Here is an 18,154-nt window from a genome sequence, read left to right as displayed (position 1 = left end):
ACGGCGGGCCACGGCGGGGTCGCCGCGCGGCCCAGGGCGGTGGGCACGTCCGGGTCGAGCGAGCGCCGCGCGTACGCCCAGTACCGGTGCCACAGAACCGGATCTGCGTCACAGGCTTCGATGATGGCCATCGCCACCGGCAGGGTGGGCAGCCGCCGGCCGCCGAGGGCCTCCTGCAGCGTGCTCGACGCATATCCGGTGCGTTTGGCAAGTTGCATATATGTCAGGCCTGATCGATTCCGCAGATCGCGGAGCCAGAAGGCGAATTGCCGCAGCGCGGTGTTCTCGCCGCCCAGTGGACCCTCACGTCGAGACAACGGCTCCCACCTCCAGGTATGGGCTGTGGCGGACAGTATGGCAGCGCCGCCCGCGAAGAGTGCGGCAGCACCCGGATACCGGCGCGTCCGGTGCTTTCCGGAAGAACTCGACATTGTCCGGAGAAGGCCCGGACTTCGCCGGATTCCGTTGCCGGGGAACGGCTGCGGCACCTAGAAAGGGCGCATCGGAGTTCGGCGAGATGACGGGTTCAGGAGAATCAGGAGAGGGGCCAGTAGACCATGGAGAAGATTCAGCAGTTGGCTTCGTTGGCGCCGGTCAACTTCGACCACGCCAAGATCGAGTGGACCGGGGTGTCCGAGGCGGTGCGGGCGGCCGGGTTCGCCCCGGACGACGTGGTGGCGGCGACCTGGTGCGTGCACGAGTCGCGCAACATCGAGGCGCTGATCGACGCGCCGACGCTCGGGCTGCTCTTCCCGTCGGGCGTGCTGACCACCTCCGGCAAGCACGCCATGTTCGGCGGGCAGGTGAAGTACGGCATGATCCCGTTCCGCCAGTGCCGGGCGTTCGGCGCGGCGGACCACGACGACGACCGCGGCTTCGGCAAGTTCTGCATCGAGTTCGCCGGGGCCGGGGGCGTGCTGATCGGGCGGCTGCGCTGGACCTGGCAGTCCAAGCGGTTCCGCGACTCGCGCCAGCAGATCATGGCGGTGGCCGAGGAGCGCGACCGGATCCTCGGCGAGGTCTCGAACCTGATCGGCTGAGCGGGCGGACGGACGCACGGAGGTACAGACGCACGGACGAGGCGGACAGGGGCGCGGCCGCTCAACTCGCGGCCGCGCCCACGCCCGCTTCCACGCTCGATTCATTCCCCGCATCCCCCTCCACGTCAGCGCCGACGCCCCCGCCCACGCGGCGGACCGCGGCCAGCAGCAGCGCGGCGGCGGCGGCCCAGGTGCGGCGCCGGGCGAGCAGGGCGCGCAGTTCGGCGGCGCGGGCGAAGGAGGCTTCGCGGTCGCCGAGTTCGGCGGCGATGCGGTGGGCCCAGAGCTCGGTCGCCTCGCCGCCGTCCTCGGTGGTGACGGGCAGCACGTACGGGTCGGCGCGGTCGCCGAGCAGTTCGCGCAGCAGCATGCCGAGGCCGCTGCGCTCGCTCACCAGGGTGGGCGCGCCGACCGCGACGGCCTCCAGGCCGACCAGGCCGAAGCCGTCGGCGCGGGAGGGCAGCAGGACGAGGCTGGCCCGGCTCAGATCGCGGCCGATCCGGGCCGCGTTGGGGTCGAACGGATGCACCGTCACATCGACCGCGGAGTGCCCGATCCAGCCCATCACGTCGTGGCGCAGGCGCTCGCTCTCGCCCCTGGCGGCGCCGCGTACCAGCAGCTCCCAGCGCGGCCGGCCGGTGGCCAGGCGCACCGCGCGGCCGACCGCGCGGCCGGCGATGTCGAGCCCCTTCACCGGCGCGTCCTCCATCCGGCCCATCACCAGGATCTGCGGCACGCCCTCGGGTACCGAGCGCACGGCGCGCAGGCCGTCCGGCTCGGCCGCCGCCGGGGCCCCGTCGAGCAGGTCGAAGCCGGGGTCCATCCGGTGCGGCGACCGCTCGGCCCCGTAGAGCGGCAGGTCCCGGCGCAGCCACTGGTCCAGCCGCGGGCCGACCGGCACGGCGAGTCCGGCGCCGGCCGCGAGACGCAGTTCGAGCTCTGACCGCTCCTGCGCGCGCTCGCCCGCGTCGTCGGCGCGGTCGGTCTTGTGCCACTCGATCTGGTCCGGCTCCATGTGCACGACGTGGACCCGCACCGCCGCCGGGAAGTGGTCGCTGACCAGGACCTCGGCCGCGGGCCCGGTGATCCGGCTGTGGCCGATCACGGCGTCGGGCGCGTCGGTGCCGGGCAGCGCGGGCCGGCGCATCAGGCTCTCCCGGTCGGACATGCCGGGGACCTGCGACGCGGCGAGCAGGTGGACGCCGCGGGCCGCCGCGTCCTCGGTCTCGGCGGCGGACGCGGCGGGCACGACGCAGAACACGTCGGCGCCCTCGCCCGCCATCGCGATGCACAGGCGGCGGTTGACGGCGCTGATGCCGCCCCGGCTGGGGAACCACTCGTCGGCCAGCGCCAGGATGCGGGCGCGGCGGCGAACGGCGGCGTCGTCCCGTGGCGGCGACGCGGTGGCGGCCCGGTCGAGTGCTTCGGGTGCCCTGGGCGTGTCGAGGGCGCCGCTGCCCGCGTGTTGTGCCCGCAGGGCGCCCTGGTAGTAGGCGTCGAAGTACGCCAGGTCGTCGTCGATGAGCTGCCCGAACCACTCGGCCAGCCGGAAGTCGTCCTGGAACGGCCGGGTCCGGCGCGGATCGCCGACAAGCCCGCGCAGTGCGGCGGCGGCGTTGTCGGCCGCTATCAGGACCGTGCGTCGCATGACGGTCAGGTCCTGCATCGCCTCCGTCAGCCGCGTCACCGACATGTGCCGCCCCAGCTCGGCTATGTCGGGCAGCTGCGATCGCACGCGCACCTGGTACCGGAGCCTGGCGATATGCATCAGGTAGCGGGCGAAGGCGGGCAGGGCCACGCCGCCGCCGTCCGACCAGGTGAAGGCGCTGAGTTCCGGCGCGCCCTCCGGCCCGGCCAGGATCGCGAACCGCCGCTGCGCCCGGTCGTCCTCGGCCGGGGTGATCTCCCAGGCCGCGAGCTCGCCGAAGCCGCCGCCGGAGTACCACCAGCGGTCGCCCTGCTCGGCCTCGGGAAGCAGCAGTCGAAGACTCTCGCCGAGCGCCGGGATCGCGTCCGGATGAGACCACACGGGCGCGGCGGTCTGGCCCAGGTAATGCAGGGTACTGCCGAGCAGCTCGCGGTGGTCGGAGCCGAGGACGTCGCGCACGCGCCGGTCCAGGCTCAGCCAGGTCTCGCCCAGCCGCGCGGCCGCGAGCAGCGACAGGCACGCCACCTCGTGCTCGTGGCGCAGCACGATCTGCACGGTGTCGTCGGCGTTGCGGGCGAGCGTGCTGAGCCGTCCGGACGGATCGGGCCGTCCGGCCGCGTCGGACCAGGCGGCGGGGTCCTCGTGCGGCCACGCCGCGTCCACCGGCTCGGTCGTGCCGAGCCGGGTGCGGCAGCGCGCCCAGATCTCCCGGACCCGCCGCTCGGCCGCGTGCGCGTGCGGGCCCGAGGTGGGCGCGAACAGGTGCGCGACGACCTCCTGCGCACCGATCGGGAAGCTGGGCACCGGGTGTCTCCCTTCGGATCCGTCGAGCGGCGACCTCCGGAGCGTTCCCCGTCGGCCGCCCGTCGACCCGTGTCAGGGCCCACCGGATCACGAAGAACCCTGCGAACACCTGCGGGGCTGGAGGATGCTCGAATACACTCGAAGGCCGTGCGGGCCCCGGACCCGCGGACGGGAGTCGCGGTGTCCCCGATCCAAGCAGCCGGCGCGCCCTCCGGCGGCGCGCCGGATCCACCGCCGGACGCGGCCCTGGCCCAGCTGGCCCAGGAGCTCGGCAGAGTCCTGCTTCGGGCCGAACGGCGGGCGGGACACCCGATCGACCGGGCCGAGCTGGCCGGACGGCTGTTCGTCTCGCCCGCGAGCCTGTACGCGTATCTCAATGGCACGACACTGCCCAACTCCACCATGTTCGACCGGATCCTGCGCGAGCTCGAGGTCACCGGCGCCGAGGCCGGGCGTCTCGGTACCCTGCGCGACCAGGTCGAGCTCGGCCGGCGTACCCGGCGGGCCGCCGCGGCGGCGCCGGGCACGCCGTCCCTGGCCCAGCCCCAGCCACCGCCCCCGCCGGTCCCGCGCGAGCTGCCGCAGCCGGCCGCGCACTTCGTCGGGCGCGCCGCGGAGCTGGCCAGGCTGGACGGGCTGCTGGCGCGGGCGAGCTCCGGCGCGGCGGCGGTCGCGGTGATCAGCGGGGCGCCGGGGATCGGCAAGACGACGCTGGCGCTGTGGTGGGCGCACCGGGTCAAGGACCGCTTCCCGGACGGGCAGCTCTACGTCGACCTGCGCGGCTTCGACGTGCTCGGACCGGCCGAGCCGGGCGAGGCGCTGCGCGGATTCCTGTCCGCGCTCGGCGTCGGCGACCAGGCGATGCCGGCCGGGCTCGAGGCCAAGGCGGCGCTGTTCCGCAGCGTGGTGGCCGAACGCAGGGTCCTGGTGGTGGCCGACAACGCGCAGTCCGCCGAACAGGTCAGGGCGCTGCTTCCGGGGACCTCGGCCGGATTCGTGCTGGCCACCAGCCGCAACCGGCTGACCGGGCTTGCGGTGCGCCAGCACGCCACGCTGCTGGACCTCGGCGCCCTGGCCTCCCGGGACGCGCTCGCGCTGCTCGAGGAACGGATCGGGGGCGAGCGGGTCGCGGCCGAACCCGGTTCGGCTCAGGCGTTGGCCGATGCCTGCGCCGGACTGCCGCTCGCGCTGGCGCTGACCGCGGCCCGGGCGGCGGCGAGCCCGGACCGGCCGCTGGAGGCGCTGGCGGTGGACCTGCGCCAGGCCGAGGCCCGGCTGGACCTGCTCGACCTGGGCGAGGCGGACCTCGACCTGCGCACGGTCTTCGCCTGGTCCTGCGCGCGGCTGCCGGAGCAGACGGCGCGGCTGTTCCGCCTGCTCGGCGTGCACGCGGGGCCGACGCTGGACGGATTCGCCTGCGCCGCCCTGCTGGAGCTGCCCGGACCGCCGCGGGCGCAGCTGGACCAGCTCGTCTCCGCCAGCCTGCTGGGCGAGCCGACCCCGGGCCGGTTCACCATGCACGATCTGCTCCGGCTCTACGCGGCCGAGTCCGCGCAGCGCACGGACGGGGCGTACGCGACCCGCGCGGCCGTGGAACGCGTGCTGGACTTCTACCTGGACGCGGTCGGCGCCGCCAATGCCCTGCTTCAGCCGGACTTCCCGCTCAAGCCGCCCGCTCCGAGGCCCGCCGACGCCCCGGCGCTGCCGCCGCTGAAGGACTACCGCGAGGCGTTGGCCTGGTTCGAGGCCGAGATCGACACGCTGCAGTCGGCGATCACGCACGCCGCCGCGCACGGGCTCGAGTCGCGGGCGTGGCGGCTGGCCTGGGCCTGCGCGGTCTTCCTGCGCCGGACCGGCCGCCGGGAGCAGCGTGCTGACATCCAGTCCGTCGCGCTGGACGCGGCGACGCGGGTCGGCGACCAGCGGGCTCGGGCCGTCTCGCTGCGGCTGCTGGCCGACGCGTTCGCCCGGCTCGACCGCTTCCCGGAGGCCCGCGCCCAACTCGAGGAGGCCGCGCGGCTGTGCACGGACCTCGGGGCGGACGAGGAACTGGTGGCCACCCACCTGTCCATCACCCGGCTCGAGGACGCGGCGGGCTTCCTGACCGTGGCGCTGCGCCACGCCCGCAGCGCCCTGGTCCTGGCCGAGCAGGTCGGACACCTGCCGGGGCTCGCGGACGGGCTGACCGCGGTGGCCAAGCAGCTGACCCGGGTGGGCTGGCACCGCGAGGCGCTGCCGCTGGCCCGGCGCGCGCTCGAGCTGTTCGAGCAGTCCGGCAACCTCGAAGGCCAGGCGGACGTCCTGCTCGCGATCGGCCACATCGGCCACGCACTCGGCGACGCCGAGACCGCCCGCGAGGCCTGCGAACGCTCCGCCGAACTGGACCGGCGCCTCGGCGACCGGTACTGGTTGGCCCGGGTGCTCGAACTGCTGGCGGTGCTGGACCTGGAGTCAGGGGACGAAGAGGGCTGTCAGGCCCGGCTGACCGAGGCGCTGGCGGCACTGGAGTCGATCGGCCATCCGTACACGGAGGCGATCCGGGCCCGATTGACCATGTGACCCGGCCGACGCGGCTAGAGTGGCCGGGTGGGCTTCGACGATCCGGTGGACCGGACTCGCAGGGTACTGACTGACTTGGCCGAGCAGCGGCTCTCGCCCGGGGTCTGGGCGGAGCGGCTTGAGCTGATCGAGCGGCTGGCGAAGGCACTCGACGCGGATGACGCGGCGGCGTCGGGCTCGCTGCTCGGGCTGCTGGAGATGTTGAGCGGGGACCGGGTGAACCGGATCGTGCCGCCGGACGCCGTGCCGCCGCCGGAGCCGGTGCGCGAGCGCCTCGGACTGCTGATCCACGCCCGTGAGCAGCAGGGCGACCAGCGCGGCGGCGAGGACGGGCGCGGGGACGAGAAGGGACGCGGCGACGGATCGCGGCGGCGCTAGGGGCTCGGCGGCGGACTCGGGCGATCCGGCCGCATCAGCCGCATCAGCCGCATCGAGCGTGTCAGCCGTCGATGAAGCGACGGTGCTGCGGCTGCGCTACGAGACCGAGGCGCTGGTCGAGGATCTCGAGGCGGCGGAACGGATCCTGCGGGCGGAGATCGACCGGCGGGCCGAACGCGGCGAGCGGGCCGGCGCCGAGTACGCCGAGCTGGCGCAGGTACTGCGCTACCGCTACGCCGCGGACGGCGAGCCAGAGCACATCCGCCTCGCGGTGGCGGCGCAGCGGCGGGCCGTGGCGGACGGCGAAGGGGAACCGGCGCTCCTGTTCCGGCGAGCCCTGCTGGCCGGAACACTGGTCGAGGCGCACGAGGCGGGAGACCCGGATTCGCTACGTGAGGCGGTCGCCCAGGCCCAGGCGGTGATCCGCGACGCGCCGGGCCACCTGCCTTCAGAATACGCCGCCGAGACGTATCAGACCTGCGCCATGGTGCTCGCCGCCTGGGCGCAGGCGTACGGGGACCGAAAGATCCTGACCCAGGCGGCGCGGGCGGCCCGCACGGCGCTGCACGCGTCGGCGCAGGACGAGCAGGCGGCGGCGCTCGATGCTCTCGCCGAGATCGAGTGGACCATGTTCCAGCTGACCCTGAAGCCCGGGGCGCTCGAGCAGGCGATCACGCTGGGCCGCCGGGCCCTGGACGCGGCGATCGTGATCCGGGAAGACGTCGGCCCGAACGCGATGGCCGCGTACCACGGCAACCTGGGCATCCGGCTCGCCCGATGGTCCGCGTACACGGCGGACCGGGCGGACGCGGCGGACGCGGTCGCAATGCTGCGCGAGGCGATCAGACTGCTGCCGGAACAGCACCCTGATCTGGCCATGTACCTCTCGAACCTCGGCGACGCCCTGCAGACCCTGCACATGCTCACGGACGGGGCCGGGCTCCTGGACGAGGCGGTCGAGGCGCTGCGGGCGGCGGTGGACGCGAGTACGCCCGACTTCCGCCGGGCGCAGCGGCTGGGCAATCTCGGCGTGCTGCTGAGCGATCGTCACCAGCGCACCGGTGCGTTGGCCGACCTCGACGAGGGCATCGACCGGCTGCGCGAGGCCGTGGACGGCGCCGAGTTCGCGGTCACGGACGCGTCGATCCTGCTCAAGAACCTCGGCCTGTGCCTCAACGGCCGCTACGCCCGCCTCGGCACCCGCGACGACCTCGAGGAGGGCATCAGGGCCCTGCGCGAGGCGGTCGCCCTGGCCGCGAGCGGGGCGCGCCGGGAGCGTAAGGCCTCGATGACGGACGCCTTGGCGGCGTTGGGCGGCCTGCTGCGCGACCGCTTCGATCTGGCCGGGGAGCCGGCGGATCTCACGGAGGCGAAGGAGTGCTTCCGCAGGGCGATCGCCCGGACCCGTTCCAGCGATCCGGATCTGGCGCGCAGGCTCAGCGACTACGCGATCGTGCGGCGGGAGGACGGTTCCCGCGCGGGTCCCCGGGCGGCCGTCCGGCTGATGCGCCGCGCCCTGCGACACGTCAAGCCCGGCGATCCGGTCGTACGCGGCCTGCGCTCGAGCCTCGCGCTCGCGCTGTGCATGCGCAACCGGCGCGGCGACCTCGATCGGGCGCTGGCGGCGATCGAAGCCGCCGTCGCGCAGACGGCGCAGGACGATCCCGAGTATGTCGGACTTCTGACGAACCTCGTGTACGTGCTCGAAGAACGCCGTGTGCACCCCGGCTATCCCGACACCGACGCCCAGACCTTCGACGCCATCCGGACCGCGGCCCGCGAGGCGGCACTCAGCCGTGCCGCCGCACCGACCTGGCGGCTGAACGCGGCGCAGCTGTGGGGCGAGGTCAGCGCGTTGCAGGGCGACGACGCGGACGCGGCGCGGGGCTACGACCTGGCCGTGCGCCTGCTCGCGGAGTACTCGCCGCACCGGCTGGCCGCGACGGACGCGCAGCACCGGCTCGGCGGCGTCGCCGGGCTCCCCGGCACGGCCGCAGCCGCGCACCTGAGCGCCGGCTGGCCGGAGAGCGCGGTCGGGCTGCTGGAGCTGGGCCGCGGTGTGCTGCTCAACCGCTTCGTCAGCGCCCGGTCGTCGATCGACGCCGTACGCGAGACGGATGCCACCCTCGCCGACCGGTTCGAGGAACTCAGTGAACAGATCGACGCGTTGCAGGCGGCTGGGGCGGAGCCGGTCGAGCTCAACGGGGTGGACGCGGCGGGCACGGCGGACGGTGCCAGGGCGTTGGCCGCGGCGAGCCGGGAGCGCGACCGGCGACGTGATCTGACCGTGGAGTTCGAGCGTGTCACGGAGCTGATTCGCAGCGACCCGCGGCATGCCGAATTCCTGCAGCCCCCCGAGCTCACCAGGCTCCTGGCTGCGGCCGAGGAGGGTCCGGTCGTCCTGGTGAACCTGAGTGCCGACCGGGCCGACGCGCTGCTGCTCACCACGGCGGGCCTGCGCCCGATCCCACTGCCGGACGCGACGCTCGAGGCAGCGGATCGCGCGGCCGCGGACCTCTACGAGGCGTCCGTACACGCCACCGACGGTACGCTCGAAGCGCTGCTCGCCGGGCAGGAGACGGTCACCCGCATCCTCGACTGGCTGTGGTCGGCGGTGGCCCGGCCCGTGCTGCGCGCGCTGGGTACGACCGGTGGCGACGGGAATGCCAGTACTCTGCCACCGCGGATCTGGTGGGTCCCGACGCAGTCCCTGTGCCTGCTGCCGCTGCACGCCGCGACCGACCGGGCCACCGGGGAGTCCGTGCTCGACCACTGCGTCCCCTCGTATTCGCCCACGATCACGGCGCTGCTCTACGCCCGAGCCCGCCGCCTCGCACCCACCGCCCGCCGCGGCCTGGTCCTGACCTCGACGGCGTCGGACCCGGACCGGCCGCCGCTGCCCGCGGCGCTGCGGGAGGCGCAGGCGGTCGCCGAACTGCTCGGAACCACGCCGTTGGACCTTGCCACCGCCGGGGCTCGGCTGCGGGCGGCCTTCGTCGACTGCACACACCTGCACGTCGCCCTGCACGCCTCCGCCGACCTCGCCGATCCGTCCCGCAGCCGCTTCGCCGTGGGCGGAGCCGGGCTCGCGTTCAGCGAGATCTCGGCTCTGCACAACCGGCAGGCCCGGCTCGCGTTCCTGAGCGCCTGCGAGACCTCGGTGACCGCGCGCAGCCTCGCCGACGAGGCCCTGCACCTGTCCACGGCGGTGCACCTGGCCGGGTTCCGCGAGGTGATCGGGACGCAGTGGCGCGTGCCCGAGCTCGTCGCGGAGTACGCGGCGGCCGTCTTCTACGCCGAACTCCCGGAGGACGGATTCGACGCGTCCGCCGGAGTCGACGGCACTGATCGCGCCGCCGCGTCAGCCCGCAGTGAGACCTCGGCGGCGTACGCGCTGCACCGCACCGTCCTCGCCCTGCGCGACCGGTTCCGCGACCAGCCCTCAGCCTGGGCGGGCTATCACCACATCGGCGTCTGAGGCCCGTGAGTCATCAATATCGTGCCGAAACTTTCGATGAACTCTGCGTCGAAACGATCGGTGATTTGCAGCTTTCATCCCGCAGGTCCGCGCACCTTTGAGTGCGGAAGGGCATTCGACCAGGCAAAGTCCGACCAACACCGCCACGGCAGCATCGCAGATTTCGAGATTTACTCCGGAAGTTGTTGCAGGGCAACGGGAGTCGGCACCATACTCCCGGCATCGGCAGGGCCCACCCCTGCCGAACCGGGCTGCCGCAGGCCGTCGCCCCCGTCAGCCCGTGCCCCCTTCAACGAAGAAGGAGCACCCGTGGACGACCACTCCGTCCGGCCGGTCAGCCGGCGCACCCGCATCAGGATTCTGATCAGCGGTGCGTGCTCGGCCGTCGCGGTCGCGGCGATGGCCGCGGCGCTGACGCTGCTGCCCGGCGCCGCCGCCAACGCGGCCACCAGCATCTGCTCGAGCCAGACCGGCACGAGCGGTTCGAACTACTACCAGATGTGGACCAACGGCACCGGGTCCGCGTGCATGACGCTCAACTCCGGCACCAGCTACTCCACCACGTGGAGCGGGGTCGGCGACTTCGTCGACGGCGTCGGCTGGAACCCGGGCAGCAACAAGACGATCAGCTTCTCCAGCAGCCTCAACGCCTCCGGCGGCACCACGCTGGTCTCGCTCTACGGCTGGTCGACCAACCCGCTGGTCGAGTACTACGTGGAGGAGAACTACTCCGGCTCGCCCAACACCGCAGGCACCTACGAGGGCCAGGTCACCAGCGACGGCGGCACCTACAACATCTACGAGCACCAGCAGGTCAACCAGCCCTCCATCCAGGGCACCACGACCTTCGAGCAGTACCTCGCCATCCGCACCTCACCGACCAGCAGCGGCACCATCACCACCCAGAACTTCATCAACGCCTGGGCCAGCCACGGCATGAACCTCGGCACCCTCAACTACCAGATCCTCGCCACCGAGGCCTGGGGCGGCGGCAGCGGAAACGACAGCGTCTCGGTCAGCACCTCCGGGACCACGCCGCCGACCACCTCCGCTCCGACCACCTCGACCCCCACCACCGGTGCGCCCACCACGCCGGCGGGCGGCGGCTCGGGGGCGTGTACGGCCACGTACACGCCTGTCAACAGCTGGACCGGGGGCTATCAGGCCACGGTCACGGTGGCCGACAGCGGGTCGGCCGCGATCACCGGATGGACCGTGAAACTCACGCTGGCCGGCGGACAGACCATCAGCAGTCTGTGGAACGGCGTGAACAGCGGGACGAGCGGATCGATCTCGGTGCAGAACGCCTCCTATAACGGCGCGCTATCCGCCGGGGGTTCGACCACCTTCGGCTATACCGCCAACGGCACCGCGTCCACACCCACCGGCATCAGCTGCTCCAGCACCTGACACCGAGGTAGGACGCACCCTGACGCACCCTGACGCACTGCGCACGCGATGACGGCCGGCCGGACCCGGATGCCCCCGGGCCCGGCCGGCTCCTTCGCGCGGGCGGAAACTCCGGTGCGTACGGCAGCCGGGCACGGCAGAATGTCCCACATGGTTGAGATGCGCCACTGGCCACTGACGTCCCTCGAGCTGGTCACGCCACGGTTGCGGCTGCACGTGCCCGACGCGGCCCAGCTCGACGCGCTCGCCGGTCTCGCGGCGGCCGGCGTGCACGACCCGGGCGTGCAGCCGTTCACCGTCGGCTGGACCGACGGCGAGCCCGACGTGGTCGCGCGCCGGGTCCTGCAGTACGCCTGGGGCACTTGGGCGCGCTGGTCGGAGCAGGACTGGTCGCTGTGGCTGGCCGTCAGTCTCGACGGCGCCGTCATCGGGTCACAGGAGTTGAGCGGACACGAGTTCGCGGTACGCCGCGAGGTCACCACCGGCTCTTGGCTCGGCCGCGGCTTTCACGGCAAGGGTCTGGGCACCGAGATGCGCGCCGCCGTACTGCACTTCGCGTTCGCGGGCCTCGGCGCCCGTCACGCCGTGTCCGGCGCCTATGTCGACAATGCCGCCTCCCTCGGCGTCTCACGCAAGCTCGGCTACCGCGACGACGGCGTGGAGCACCACGCCGTACGCGGCACCGATGCGACCTTGCAGCGGCTGCGCCTGAACCGCGAGGACTGGGAGACGCACCGGTCCATCGACGTGCGCGTCGACGGCCTCGACGCCTGCCTCCCGCTCTTCGGCCTCCCGGCCGACGAGTGAGGCTTCCGGCTCAGGAGCCGCTCGAGTGACTTTCCGTGTGATACCCGGGACCGGGCTCGTTCTGCCGGCGAACGCAGGCGTCCTGCGATTCGGCATGTCCGAACGTGCGGCGCAGTGGACGGCGTCGACCCTGGCGGACGTCCGCGCCGACGGGTGGATGTGCGGAACCCAGTGGGACTTCTTCTTCCTCTACCACGACGTCCTGGTCATGGCTTATGCCTGCACGGCCTGCCCCGAGCAGGCGTTGGGGCACCTGCGCGTCGAGCGGACGGAGCGGGTCCCGGTGCGGGCCGCCGATGTTCCGGTCGCCTTCGGCGACGTCGACCTCTTCGGCTACCCGATCAATGAACTGTCCGAGGTCCTCGACCCGTCGGACCGCAAGCTCCTGTTGCCCGCGAGCGCCAACCTCCAGAGCACGAACTACCTGTCCGCCGTTTCATTCGACGCGTGCGACGGCGAGCGCCGGACACCTCCGCATCCGACATACGGGAACTGATCACGCACCCACGCTCACCGCCGGCTCGATCAGCCGGGTGACGATCCAGGCGTGTTTGCCCACCTGGCGCACGCGGGTGAAGCCGAAGTCCTCGAACAGTTCCACGGTCGCGCTGTACAGGAACCGGCCGGGCGCGGTGCGGCCGGCGGTGACCTCGGGGATCGCCTCCGTGCGGCCGCCGCCGGCCAGCGCGATCTGCTCGACGGCGCCGCGCAGGGCCGCGCGGGCCACGCCCTGGCCGCGGTGGGCCTTGTCGACGTAGAAGCAGGTGATCCGCCAGTCCGGGGCAGGCGGTGCGTCCTTGTCGTACTCGCGTCGATGGTTGATCCCCGGGAGCTCGGCGAGCGGTCCGTACTGGCACCAGCCCTGTGCCTGCCCCTGCTCGTCGAAGACGAGGGCGGCGTGGGCGCGGCCGGTGCGTACGCGGTCCTCCTTCTGCTCCCGGCGGCTGCGGCCGGCCGGATCCTGGTACTTCGCGTACGGCTGATGGAAGCCCAGACACCAGCAGCCCCCGAAGACGCCGTTGTTGCGCTCGACGAGTTCGGCGAAAGCAGGCCAGGTGTCCGCGTCGAGGGGGCTGGTGGTGAAGGGCACGGGAGTGTCGGTCCTCTCCGGTCGCTCAGCCGACCGCGATCTCGTGCAGGATGCGGGCGAGCTCGGCGGGCCGGGTGAACATGGGCCAGTGCCCTGACTCGATGTCGACGAACGAGACCTGCTCGGCCTTCGCGAGTTCGGCCACCTCCCCGGCCTCGATCCAGCCCTTCGCCTGCTCGGGCGAGAACTCCGGGCACACGACCACGGTCGGCACCGCATACCTGCGCGCGTCGGTCAGCTTCACGGTGCCGCGGGCCACTCCCTCGGGGACCGGGATCGCCCCGTCCTGCAAGCGCTGCCGGGCGGCCTCGTCGAGGTCCGCGGAGTCCGGGCCCTCGAACGGCTCCCAGCCGGGGAAGGCCATCGCTCCGTCGTGCACCGGGAAGAAGTCCGCGTAGGTCCCGCCGTCCGAGCCGGGGAAGCCGCCGATCAGGACCACCTTCGCGGTCTGCTCCGGGCGGGCGTCGGCCGCGAGCCAGGCCAGGGTGCAGGCCGCGGAGTGGCCCACCACCAGCGTCGCCGGCCCAGCGGCGGGATCGGCCCCGGCCGCGGACGCGTCGACGGCGGCGAGCACGGCGGCCCGCTGGTCCTCCAGCGTCGCGGCCGCGTTGCCGTCGCCCTGGCCGGGGAGGGTCACCGGGCGGGCCCGGTGGCCGAGCCGCCCGAGCTCCTCCGCGACCTGCGTCCAGGATCCGCCGTCGAGCCAGAGTCCGGCGATGAGCACGATGTCCATGGTTTCCACGCCTTTCCGTTCCTGCGAGTGGACCTCATGCTAGGACCGGTTCCGGACGATCGGCTTCCGGAATGCCGCGCGCGGCGCGTACCGTGTCGGCGTGTCCGATCCCGAAGCCTCCGGCCTCGCCGCGCCGAGCCCGACCGCGCGGGCGCTGCGGACGCTGGAGATCCTGCGCGACCGGCCGGTCACCACGGCCGATCAGCTCGCCCGGCGGCTCGGCGTCACCGAACGCGCGGCCCGCCGGTACGTCGAGATCCTGCGCGAGGCCGGAATCCCGGTCGTCTCGGAGCGCGGGCCGCACGGCGGGTACCGGCTGGGCCGCGGCACCCGGCTGCCGCCGGTGGTCTTCACCCAGGAGGAGGCGCTCGGGCTGGTCATGGCGGTGCTCGACGGGCGCCCGGCCGCGATCGACGCCGAGGACCGGGTGGGCGCGGCGCTCGGCAAGGTGATCGGCGCACTCCCGGCCGGTATCGGCCGCCCGGCGGTGGCGCTGCGCACGCACGCGGCCGCGGTCCCCGACCGCGACAGCTCCCCCACCGACCCGGCGACCACGAGCGTGCTGGTGGAGGCGGTGGCGGCGCGCCGGACGGTGCGGATCGGCTACCGCAGTGGGGCGGGCAAGGACTGGGAGAGCGATGTCGACCCCTGGGCCGTGGTCGTCCGGCACGGCCGGTGGTACCTGCTCTGCCATTCCCACCACGCGAACGCGATCCGGACCTACCGGATCGACCGCATCGGCGCGGCCCGGCCGACCCTCGGCACCTTTGAGCCGCCCGCGGACCTCGACCCCGTCGCAGTGCTCGAAGAACACCTGGGCGCCGGCTGGGACTACCCCACCCGCGTCGTCTTCGCCGCTCCCCAAGCCGAGGTCGCCCCCTGGATCCGTCCGCCGATGGGACGGCTCGAACCCCTCGGCGAGGACTCCTGCGTGCTCGTCGGCACCACGCGCAACACGGCGATGTACGCGCAGGAGTGGCTGGCGGCCATCCCGTTGCCCTTCCGCGTCGAGGGCGGCGAGGAACTGCGCGCGGCGATGGCGAGCCTGGCCGCGCGACTCGGCGCGGCCATAGCCGATCCGATGCCGGGCGATGACGAGTCAGTGGCCTGATTCTCAGCGGCAGGCGTCGACGGCGAGGGTGCAGTCCGTCCACGCGCGGATCCGGGCCGCGCGGTCCTCGGCGGCCAGGGTGGCGGCGTAGTCGGCCAGCAGCGCGCCGGTCGCGGTCAGGCCGAGGCGGCGGGCGTCCGCCGCGATCCGGCCGACGCGCTCGGCGGCCGAGGCCGCCAGCATGCCGAGGCCGCGGTGGGCGTGCTCGACGAGGAGGTCGGCCGCCTGGTCGAGCAGGCTCGGGTTTGCGTGCCGGCCGAACGGCGCGGCACCGCCCCCATCCTCCTGCGCGTCCTGGTCCGAATCCTCGGGTTCGAGGTCGGGGACGATGAGCGCGGCGCCGTCGCCGAGCCAGAAAGCCAGAGGTCTGAGAACGATCTGTCCCGCCCGGACCGTCACGGCGCCGCTGATCATGCAGGTCTCGGCGGTCTCGCCGCCCAGGGCCCGCGCCATCGCGCCCAGCGCGGGCTTCGTGTGGGCGCTGTACTCGGCGCTGACGACGATGCCCATGCCGAATTCGTCCTCCACCACGGCCTCGAGCCGCTGCTCGGCCGGGTCGTAGCCGAGGTGGGCCACCTTGCTCACGGCGAGGACGAACACGTCCTGCGCCTCCACGCGCGGACGCAGGTGGCGCGGCCCGCGCCGGGCCAAGCGCGTCACGAGCGCCGCGTAGTCGCGTACGACCAGGGAGTCCGGCAGCGTGCGCCAGGCGTTGCCGACCGGCAGCACGGCCGTCTTCCCGATGGTCTGCGTGCCGAGCGTGATGACGCGGCTGGCGCTGCGGGTCGCCGCCTCGGAGACGAGGTTCGCTGCGGCGAGCTGGTACAGCGGGGCTCCCCCGACCCGCCGCGAGCGCAGCTGCCCGGTCCCGCTCTGCGCCTGCTTCTCCTCCTCCACCGGCCAGGTCCGGCGCAGCACGAGCACGGTGCCGTCCTGCGGGTGGGCGAAGAACAGTTCCGCCGTGCGGAAGTTCGTGCCGCCGCTCACCCGCGCGCCGAGGCCGATCAGCCGCACCCGCCGCAGCGGCGTGGTGCGCGGCTCACCCGTGCCGAGTACCACGCGCGGGCTCACCGCGCGTCCCGCGGCCGCGGCCCGGCGGCGTGCCTGGAACTCGGCCATAAGCTCCGCCGAGTGCGTCATCGCGTGCCGGGCGCTGCGTTCGGCGTACCAGTCGGCCTGGTCGGCCAGATCTTCGACCACTGCCGCGGGCCAGGGCATCGAGGCCGCGTCGAGGTCCGTCGCGACGTGCCGGAGGTTGCCGCGCAGCAGCGGACCCGCGTTGGCCACGCCGTCGAACAGCAGGCTGTCGACGACCGCGCCGGCCTGCTCGAGCGCGGTGAGATCCACCTCGGACACAGCACCCTGCGTCCCGCCGACGTGCACCCGCACGCCGCCCGCGCCCGGACCCGCGTCATCGGCCGTGGCCGCCTCAGGCCGCGCCTGGAACGCGCGGAACGCCCAGACCGCGAGCACGACCGCCTCGGCCCGGTACGCCTCCACCGCCTCCGTCGTGGCGTACGCCGGATCCCCCGGGACGTGGAAGGTCACCGTGCACACGGGCAGTTCCACCCGGGCCGCGGCCGCGTACACGACCGCGTCGTACCCCTTGGCGCACTGCCGCCGCGCCGCGTCCAGCGACCGTGCGCCGAAGACCCGCCGGAGCGTGTCGTCCTCGATGTCCGCGGGCGACGCCGGGGCGGCGGCGAGCTCCGGCTCAGACTCAGAGGGCTGCTGTGTCTCGGCGCCGACCGCCTGCTGCCGATACGCGAGCACCAGCCCGATGCGGTGGCGGCACAGCCCGGGCGCCGCGCAGGTGCAGGTCGCCCGGTCCAGCGCCGCGCCCGCTGCAAGCGAGGCGACCACGCCGTCCGGATATGAGGCCTCGATCGCGCCGTCCCCGGACACCGTGATGCGCGCACCACTGCCGGCCGCCAGCTCCTTCACCGCGCGCTTGACCAGCCCGCGGTTGCCGAGCGCCGCCAGCGCGTCCTCGGTGAGGGCGAGCAGATCCTCGCGCGGCGCGGCCCCGGCTTGTTCGTTCGTCTCGGTCGTCTTCGTCGCAGCCGTCTTCATCGCAGCCGTCTTCGTCGTCGTGGATGCCGTCGTCATCGCCCCAGCCTCTCCGCCACGAACGCCGCGAGTTCCCCGGGCGTCATCGCGCCCACGTGCGCACCCACGTTCGCGAGGCGCCGCGCCATCTGCCGGTCGTACGCCGGATACGCGTCCTCGTCCAGCGCGGCCAGGCCGAGTACGACCGTGCCCTGCGCCACCAGCGAGCGCACGCCCTCCACCAGCCGGGCACTGTCGCCGCCCTCGTAGAAGTCCGAGACCACCGCGAGGATGGCGCGGCGCGGGTTGTCCACCAGCTGCCGCGCGTACGCCACCGCCTTGGCCACGTCCGTGCCGCCGCCGAGCTGTGCCTTCATCAGCAGCTCGACCGGATCGGTGACGTCCAGGGTCAGGTCCACCACGTTGGTGTCGAAGGCGACCAGGTGCGTCTTGAGGCCGGGCAGGTTCCACAGGCAGGCCGCGGTGACGGCGCTGTGGATCACCGAACCGGCCATCGAGCCGGACTGGTCCACCAGCAGGATCAGCTGCCAGGGCGAGAGATGGCGGCTGGTGCGGGAATGGAAGCGCGGCTGCTCGATCAGGATGCGGCGCTGCTCCGGCTGATAGTGCGCCAGGTTCGCGCGCACCGTGCCGTGGAAGTCGAAGTCGCGGGCCAGCTTCAGCCGGCTGGGCCGGGACACCCGGGTGCCGTGGAAGGCCGCCCGGACCTCGGGCCGCAGCCGCTCCAGCAGATCGCGCACGACGCGTTCGACAATCTGCCGGGCCAGCGCGAGCACCTGGGGGTTCATCAAGTGCTTGGTGCGCAGGACGGCGCGCAGCAGCGTCGGGCTCGGCTCGATGCGGGCGAGCAGCTCGGGATCGGTGAGGATCTCCTCGATGCCGTAGCGCTCCACCGCGTCGCGTTCGAGCCGTTCGATCGTCTCGCGCGGGAAGAGCTGGTGGATCTCGTCCAGCCAGTCCACGACGTTGAGCACGGAGTCCTCCTGCCCGGCCCCGCGCTCCCCCTGCCGCGTCGTGCCACGGCCC

The 18,154-nt window shown here is 73.4% G+C and carries 14 protein-coding genes; 8 read left to right on the top strand and 6 right to left on the bottom strand.

Annotation, left to right across the window (positions count from 1 at the left end; all coding sequences use genetic code 11):
• Positions 1–218, bottom strand: a 218-nt coding sequence (locus tag KDL01_RS27780) for a helix-turn-helix domain-containing protein (protein WP_212531578.1), incomplete at its 3' end; no start/stop codon positions are given.
• 339 nt (positions 219–557) lie between these two features.
• Here KDL01_RS27780 and KDL01_RS27775 point away from each other — a divergent pair.
• Complete coding sequence (locus KDL01_RS27775; protein ID WP_212531577.1) at positions 558–1,040, top strand: hypothetical protein; 483 nt, start codon at positions 558–560, stop codon at positions 1,038–1,040.
• Between the two features lie 61 nt (positions 1,041–1,101).
• On the opposite strand, the gene KDL01_RS45490 is transcribed toward KDL01_RS27775, so the two are convergent.
• Complete coding sequence (locus KDL01_RS45490; protein ID WP_212531576.1) at positions 1,102–3,492, bottom strand: CATRA conflict system CASPASE/TPR repeat-associated protein; 2,391 nt, start codon at positions 3,490–3,492, stop codon at positions 1,102–1,104.
• 180 nt (positions 3,493–3,672) lie between these two features.
• Between KDL01_RS45490 and KDL01_RS27765 the strand changes: the two genes are divergently transcribed.
• From KDL01_RS27765 to KDL01_RS27740, 6 genes are all read left to right on the top strand, one after another.
• Positions 3,673–6,051, top strand: coding sequence for an ATP-binding protein (locus KDL01_RS27765; protein WP_212531575.1), 2,379 nt, complete (start codon positions 3,673–3,675; stop codon positions 6,049–6,051).
• 27 nt (positions 6,052–6,078) lie between these two features.
• Positions 6,079–6,429 carry a CATRA system-associated protein gene (locus KDL01_RS27760; protein WP_212531574.1) on the top strand — a complete coding sequence of 117 codons (351 nt, stop codon included), beginning with the start codon at positions 6,079–6,081 and terminating at the stop codon, positions 6,427–6,429.
• Between the two features lie 58 nt (positions 6,430–6,487).
• Positions 6,488–9,907: a CHAT domain-containing tetratricopeptide repeat protein gene (locus KDL01_RS45485; protein WP_212531573.1), complete on the top strand. Its 3,420-nt coding sequence runs from the start codon at positions 6,488–6,490 to the stop codon at positions 9,905–9,907.
• A 309-nt stretch (positions 9,908–10,216) separates the two neighbouring features.
• Positions 10,217–11,317 carry a glycoside hydrolase family 11 protein gene (locus KDL01_RS27750; RefSeq protein WP_307846621.1) on the top strand — a complete coding sequence of 367 codons (1,101 nt, stop codon included), beginning with the start codon at positions 10,217–10,219 and terminating at the stop codon, positions 11,315–11,317.
• Positions 11,318–11,467: 150 nt separating this feature from the next.
• The gene (locus KDL01_RS27745) at positions 11,468–12,124 is read left to right on the top strand and encodes a GNAT family N-acetyltransferase (protein WP_212531572.1); all 657 of its coding nucleotides are present in this window, start codon (positions 11,468–11,470) and stop codon (positions 12,122–12,124) included.
• A 94-nt stretch (positions 12,125–12,218) separates the two neighbouring features.
• Complete coding sequence (locus tag KDL01_RS27740; RefSeq protein WP_212531571.1) at positions 12,219–12,620, top strand: hypothetical protein; 402 nt, start codon at positions 12,219–12,221, stop codon at positions 12,618–12,620.
• On the opposite strand, the gene KDL01_RS27735 is transcribed toward KDL01_RS27740, so the two are convergent.
• Positions 12,621–13,214: a GNAT family N-acetyltransferase gene (locus tag KDL01_RS27735; RefSeq protein ID WP_212531570.1), complete on the bottom strand. Its 594-nt coding sequence runs from the start codon at positions 13,212–13,214 to the stop codon at positions 12,621–12,623. It lies immediately after the preceding gene.
• Between the two features lie 25 nt (positions 13,215–13,239).
• Positions 13,240–13,947 (bottom strand): alpha/beta fold hydrolase, encoded by a 708-nt coding sequence (locus KDL01_RS27730; protein WP_246577085.1) that lies wholly within the window; start codon positions 13,945–13,947, stop codon positions 13,240–13,242.
• 100 nt (positions 13,948–14,047) lie between these two features.
• On the opposite strand from KDL01_RS27730, the gene KDL01_RS27725 reads away from it, so the two are divergent.
• Positions 14,048–15,058, top strand: a complete 1,011-nt coding sequence (locus tag KDL01_RS27725; RefSeq protein ID WP_212531568.1) for a helix-turn-helix transcriptional regulator — start codon at positions 14,048–14,050, stop codon at positions 15,056–15,058.
• Positions 15,059–15,061: 3 nt separating this feature from the next.
• On the opposite strand, the gene KDL01_RS27720 is transcribed toward KDL01_RS27725, so the two are convergent.
• The gene (locus KDL01_RS27720) at positions 15,062–17,167 is read right to left on the bottom strand and encodes a YehQ family protein (RefSeq protein ID WP_212531567.1); all 2,106 of its coding nucleotides are present in this window, start codon (positions 17,165–17,167) and stop codon (positions 15,062–15,064) included.
• Positions 17,164–18,154: VWA domain-containing protein (locus KDL01_RS27715; RefSeq protein WP_212531566.1), on the bottom strand; the 991-nt coding region annotated here is incomplete at its 5' end. The genes KDL01_RS27715 and KDL01_RS27720, both read right to left, overlap by 4 nt.

It is taken from the genome of Actinospica durhamensis, assembly GCF_018139695.1.
GTDB lineage: Bacteria > Actinomycetota > Actinomycetes > Streptomycetales > Catenulisporaceae > Actinospica > Actinospica durhamensis.
This window is presented reverse-complemented; position numbering and strand designations above follow the sequence as displayed.

Coding starts and splice junctions, on each gene's coding strand:
- KDL01_RS27775 (WP_212531577.1), top strand. CDS start 558: ATGGAGAAGATTCAGCAGTTGGCTTCGTTGGCGCCGGTCAACTTCGAC.
- KDL01_RS27730 (WP_246577085.1), bottom strand. CDS start 13,947: ATGGACATCGTGCTCATCGCCGGACTCTGGCTCGACGGCGGATCCTGG.
- KDL01_RS27720 (WP_212531567.1), bottom strand. CDS start 17,167: ATGACGACGGCATCCACGACGACGAAGACGGCTGCGATGAAGACGGCT.
- KDL01_RS27740 (WP_212531571.1), top strand. CDS start 12,219: ATGTCCGAACGTGCGGCGCAGTGGACGGCGTCGACCCTGGCGGACGTC.
- KDL01_RS27745 (WP_212531572.1), top strand. CDS start 11,468: ATGGTTGAGATGCGCCACTGGCCACTGACGTCCCTCGAGCTGGTCACG.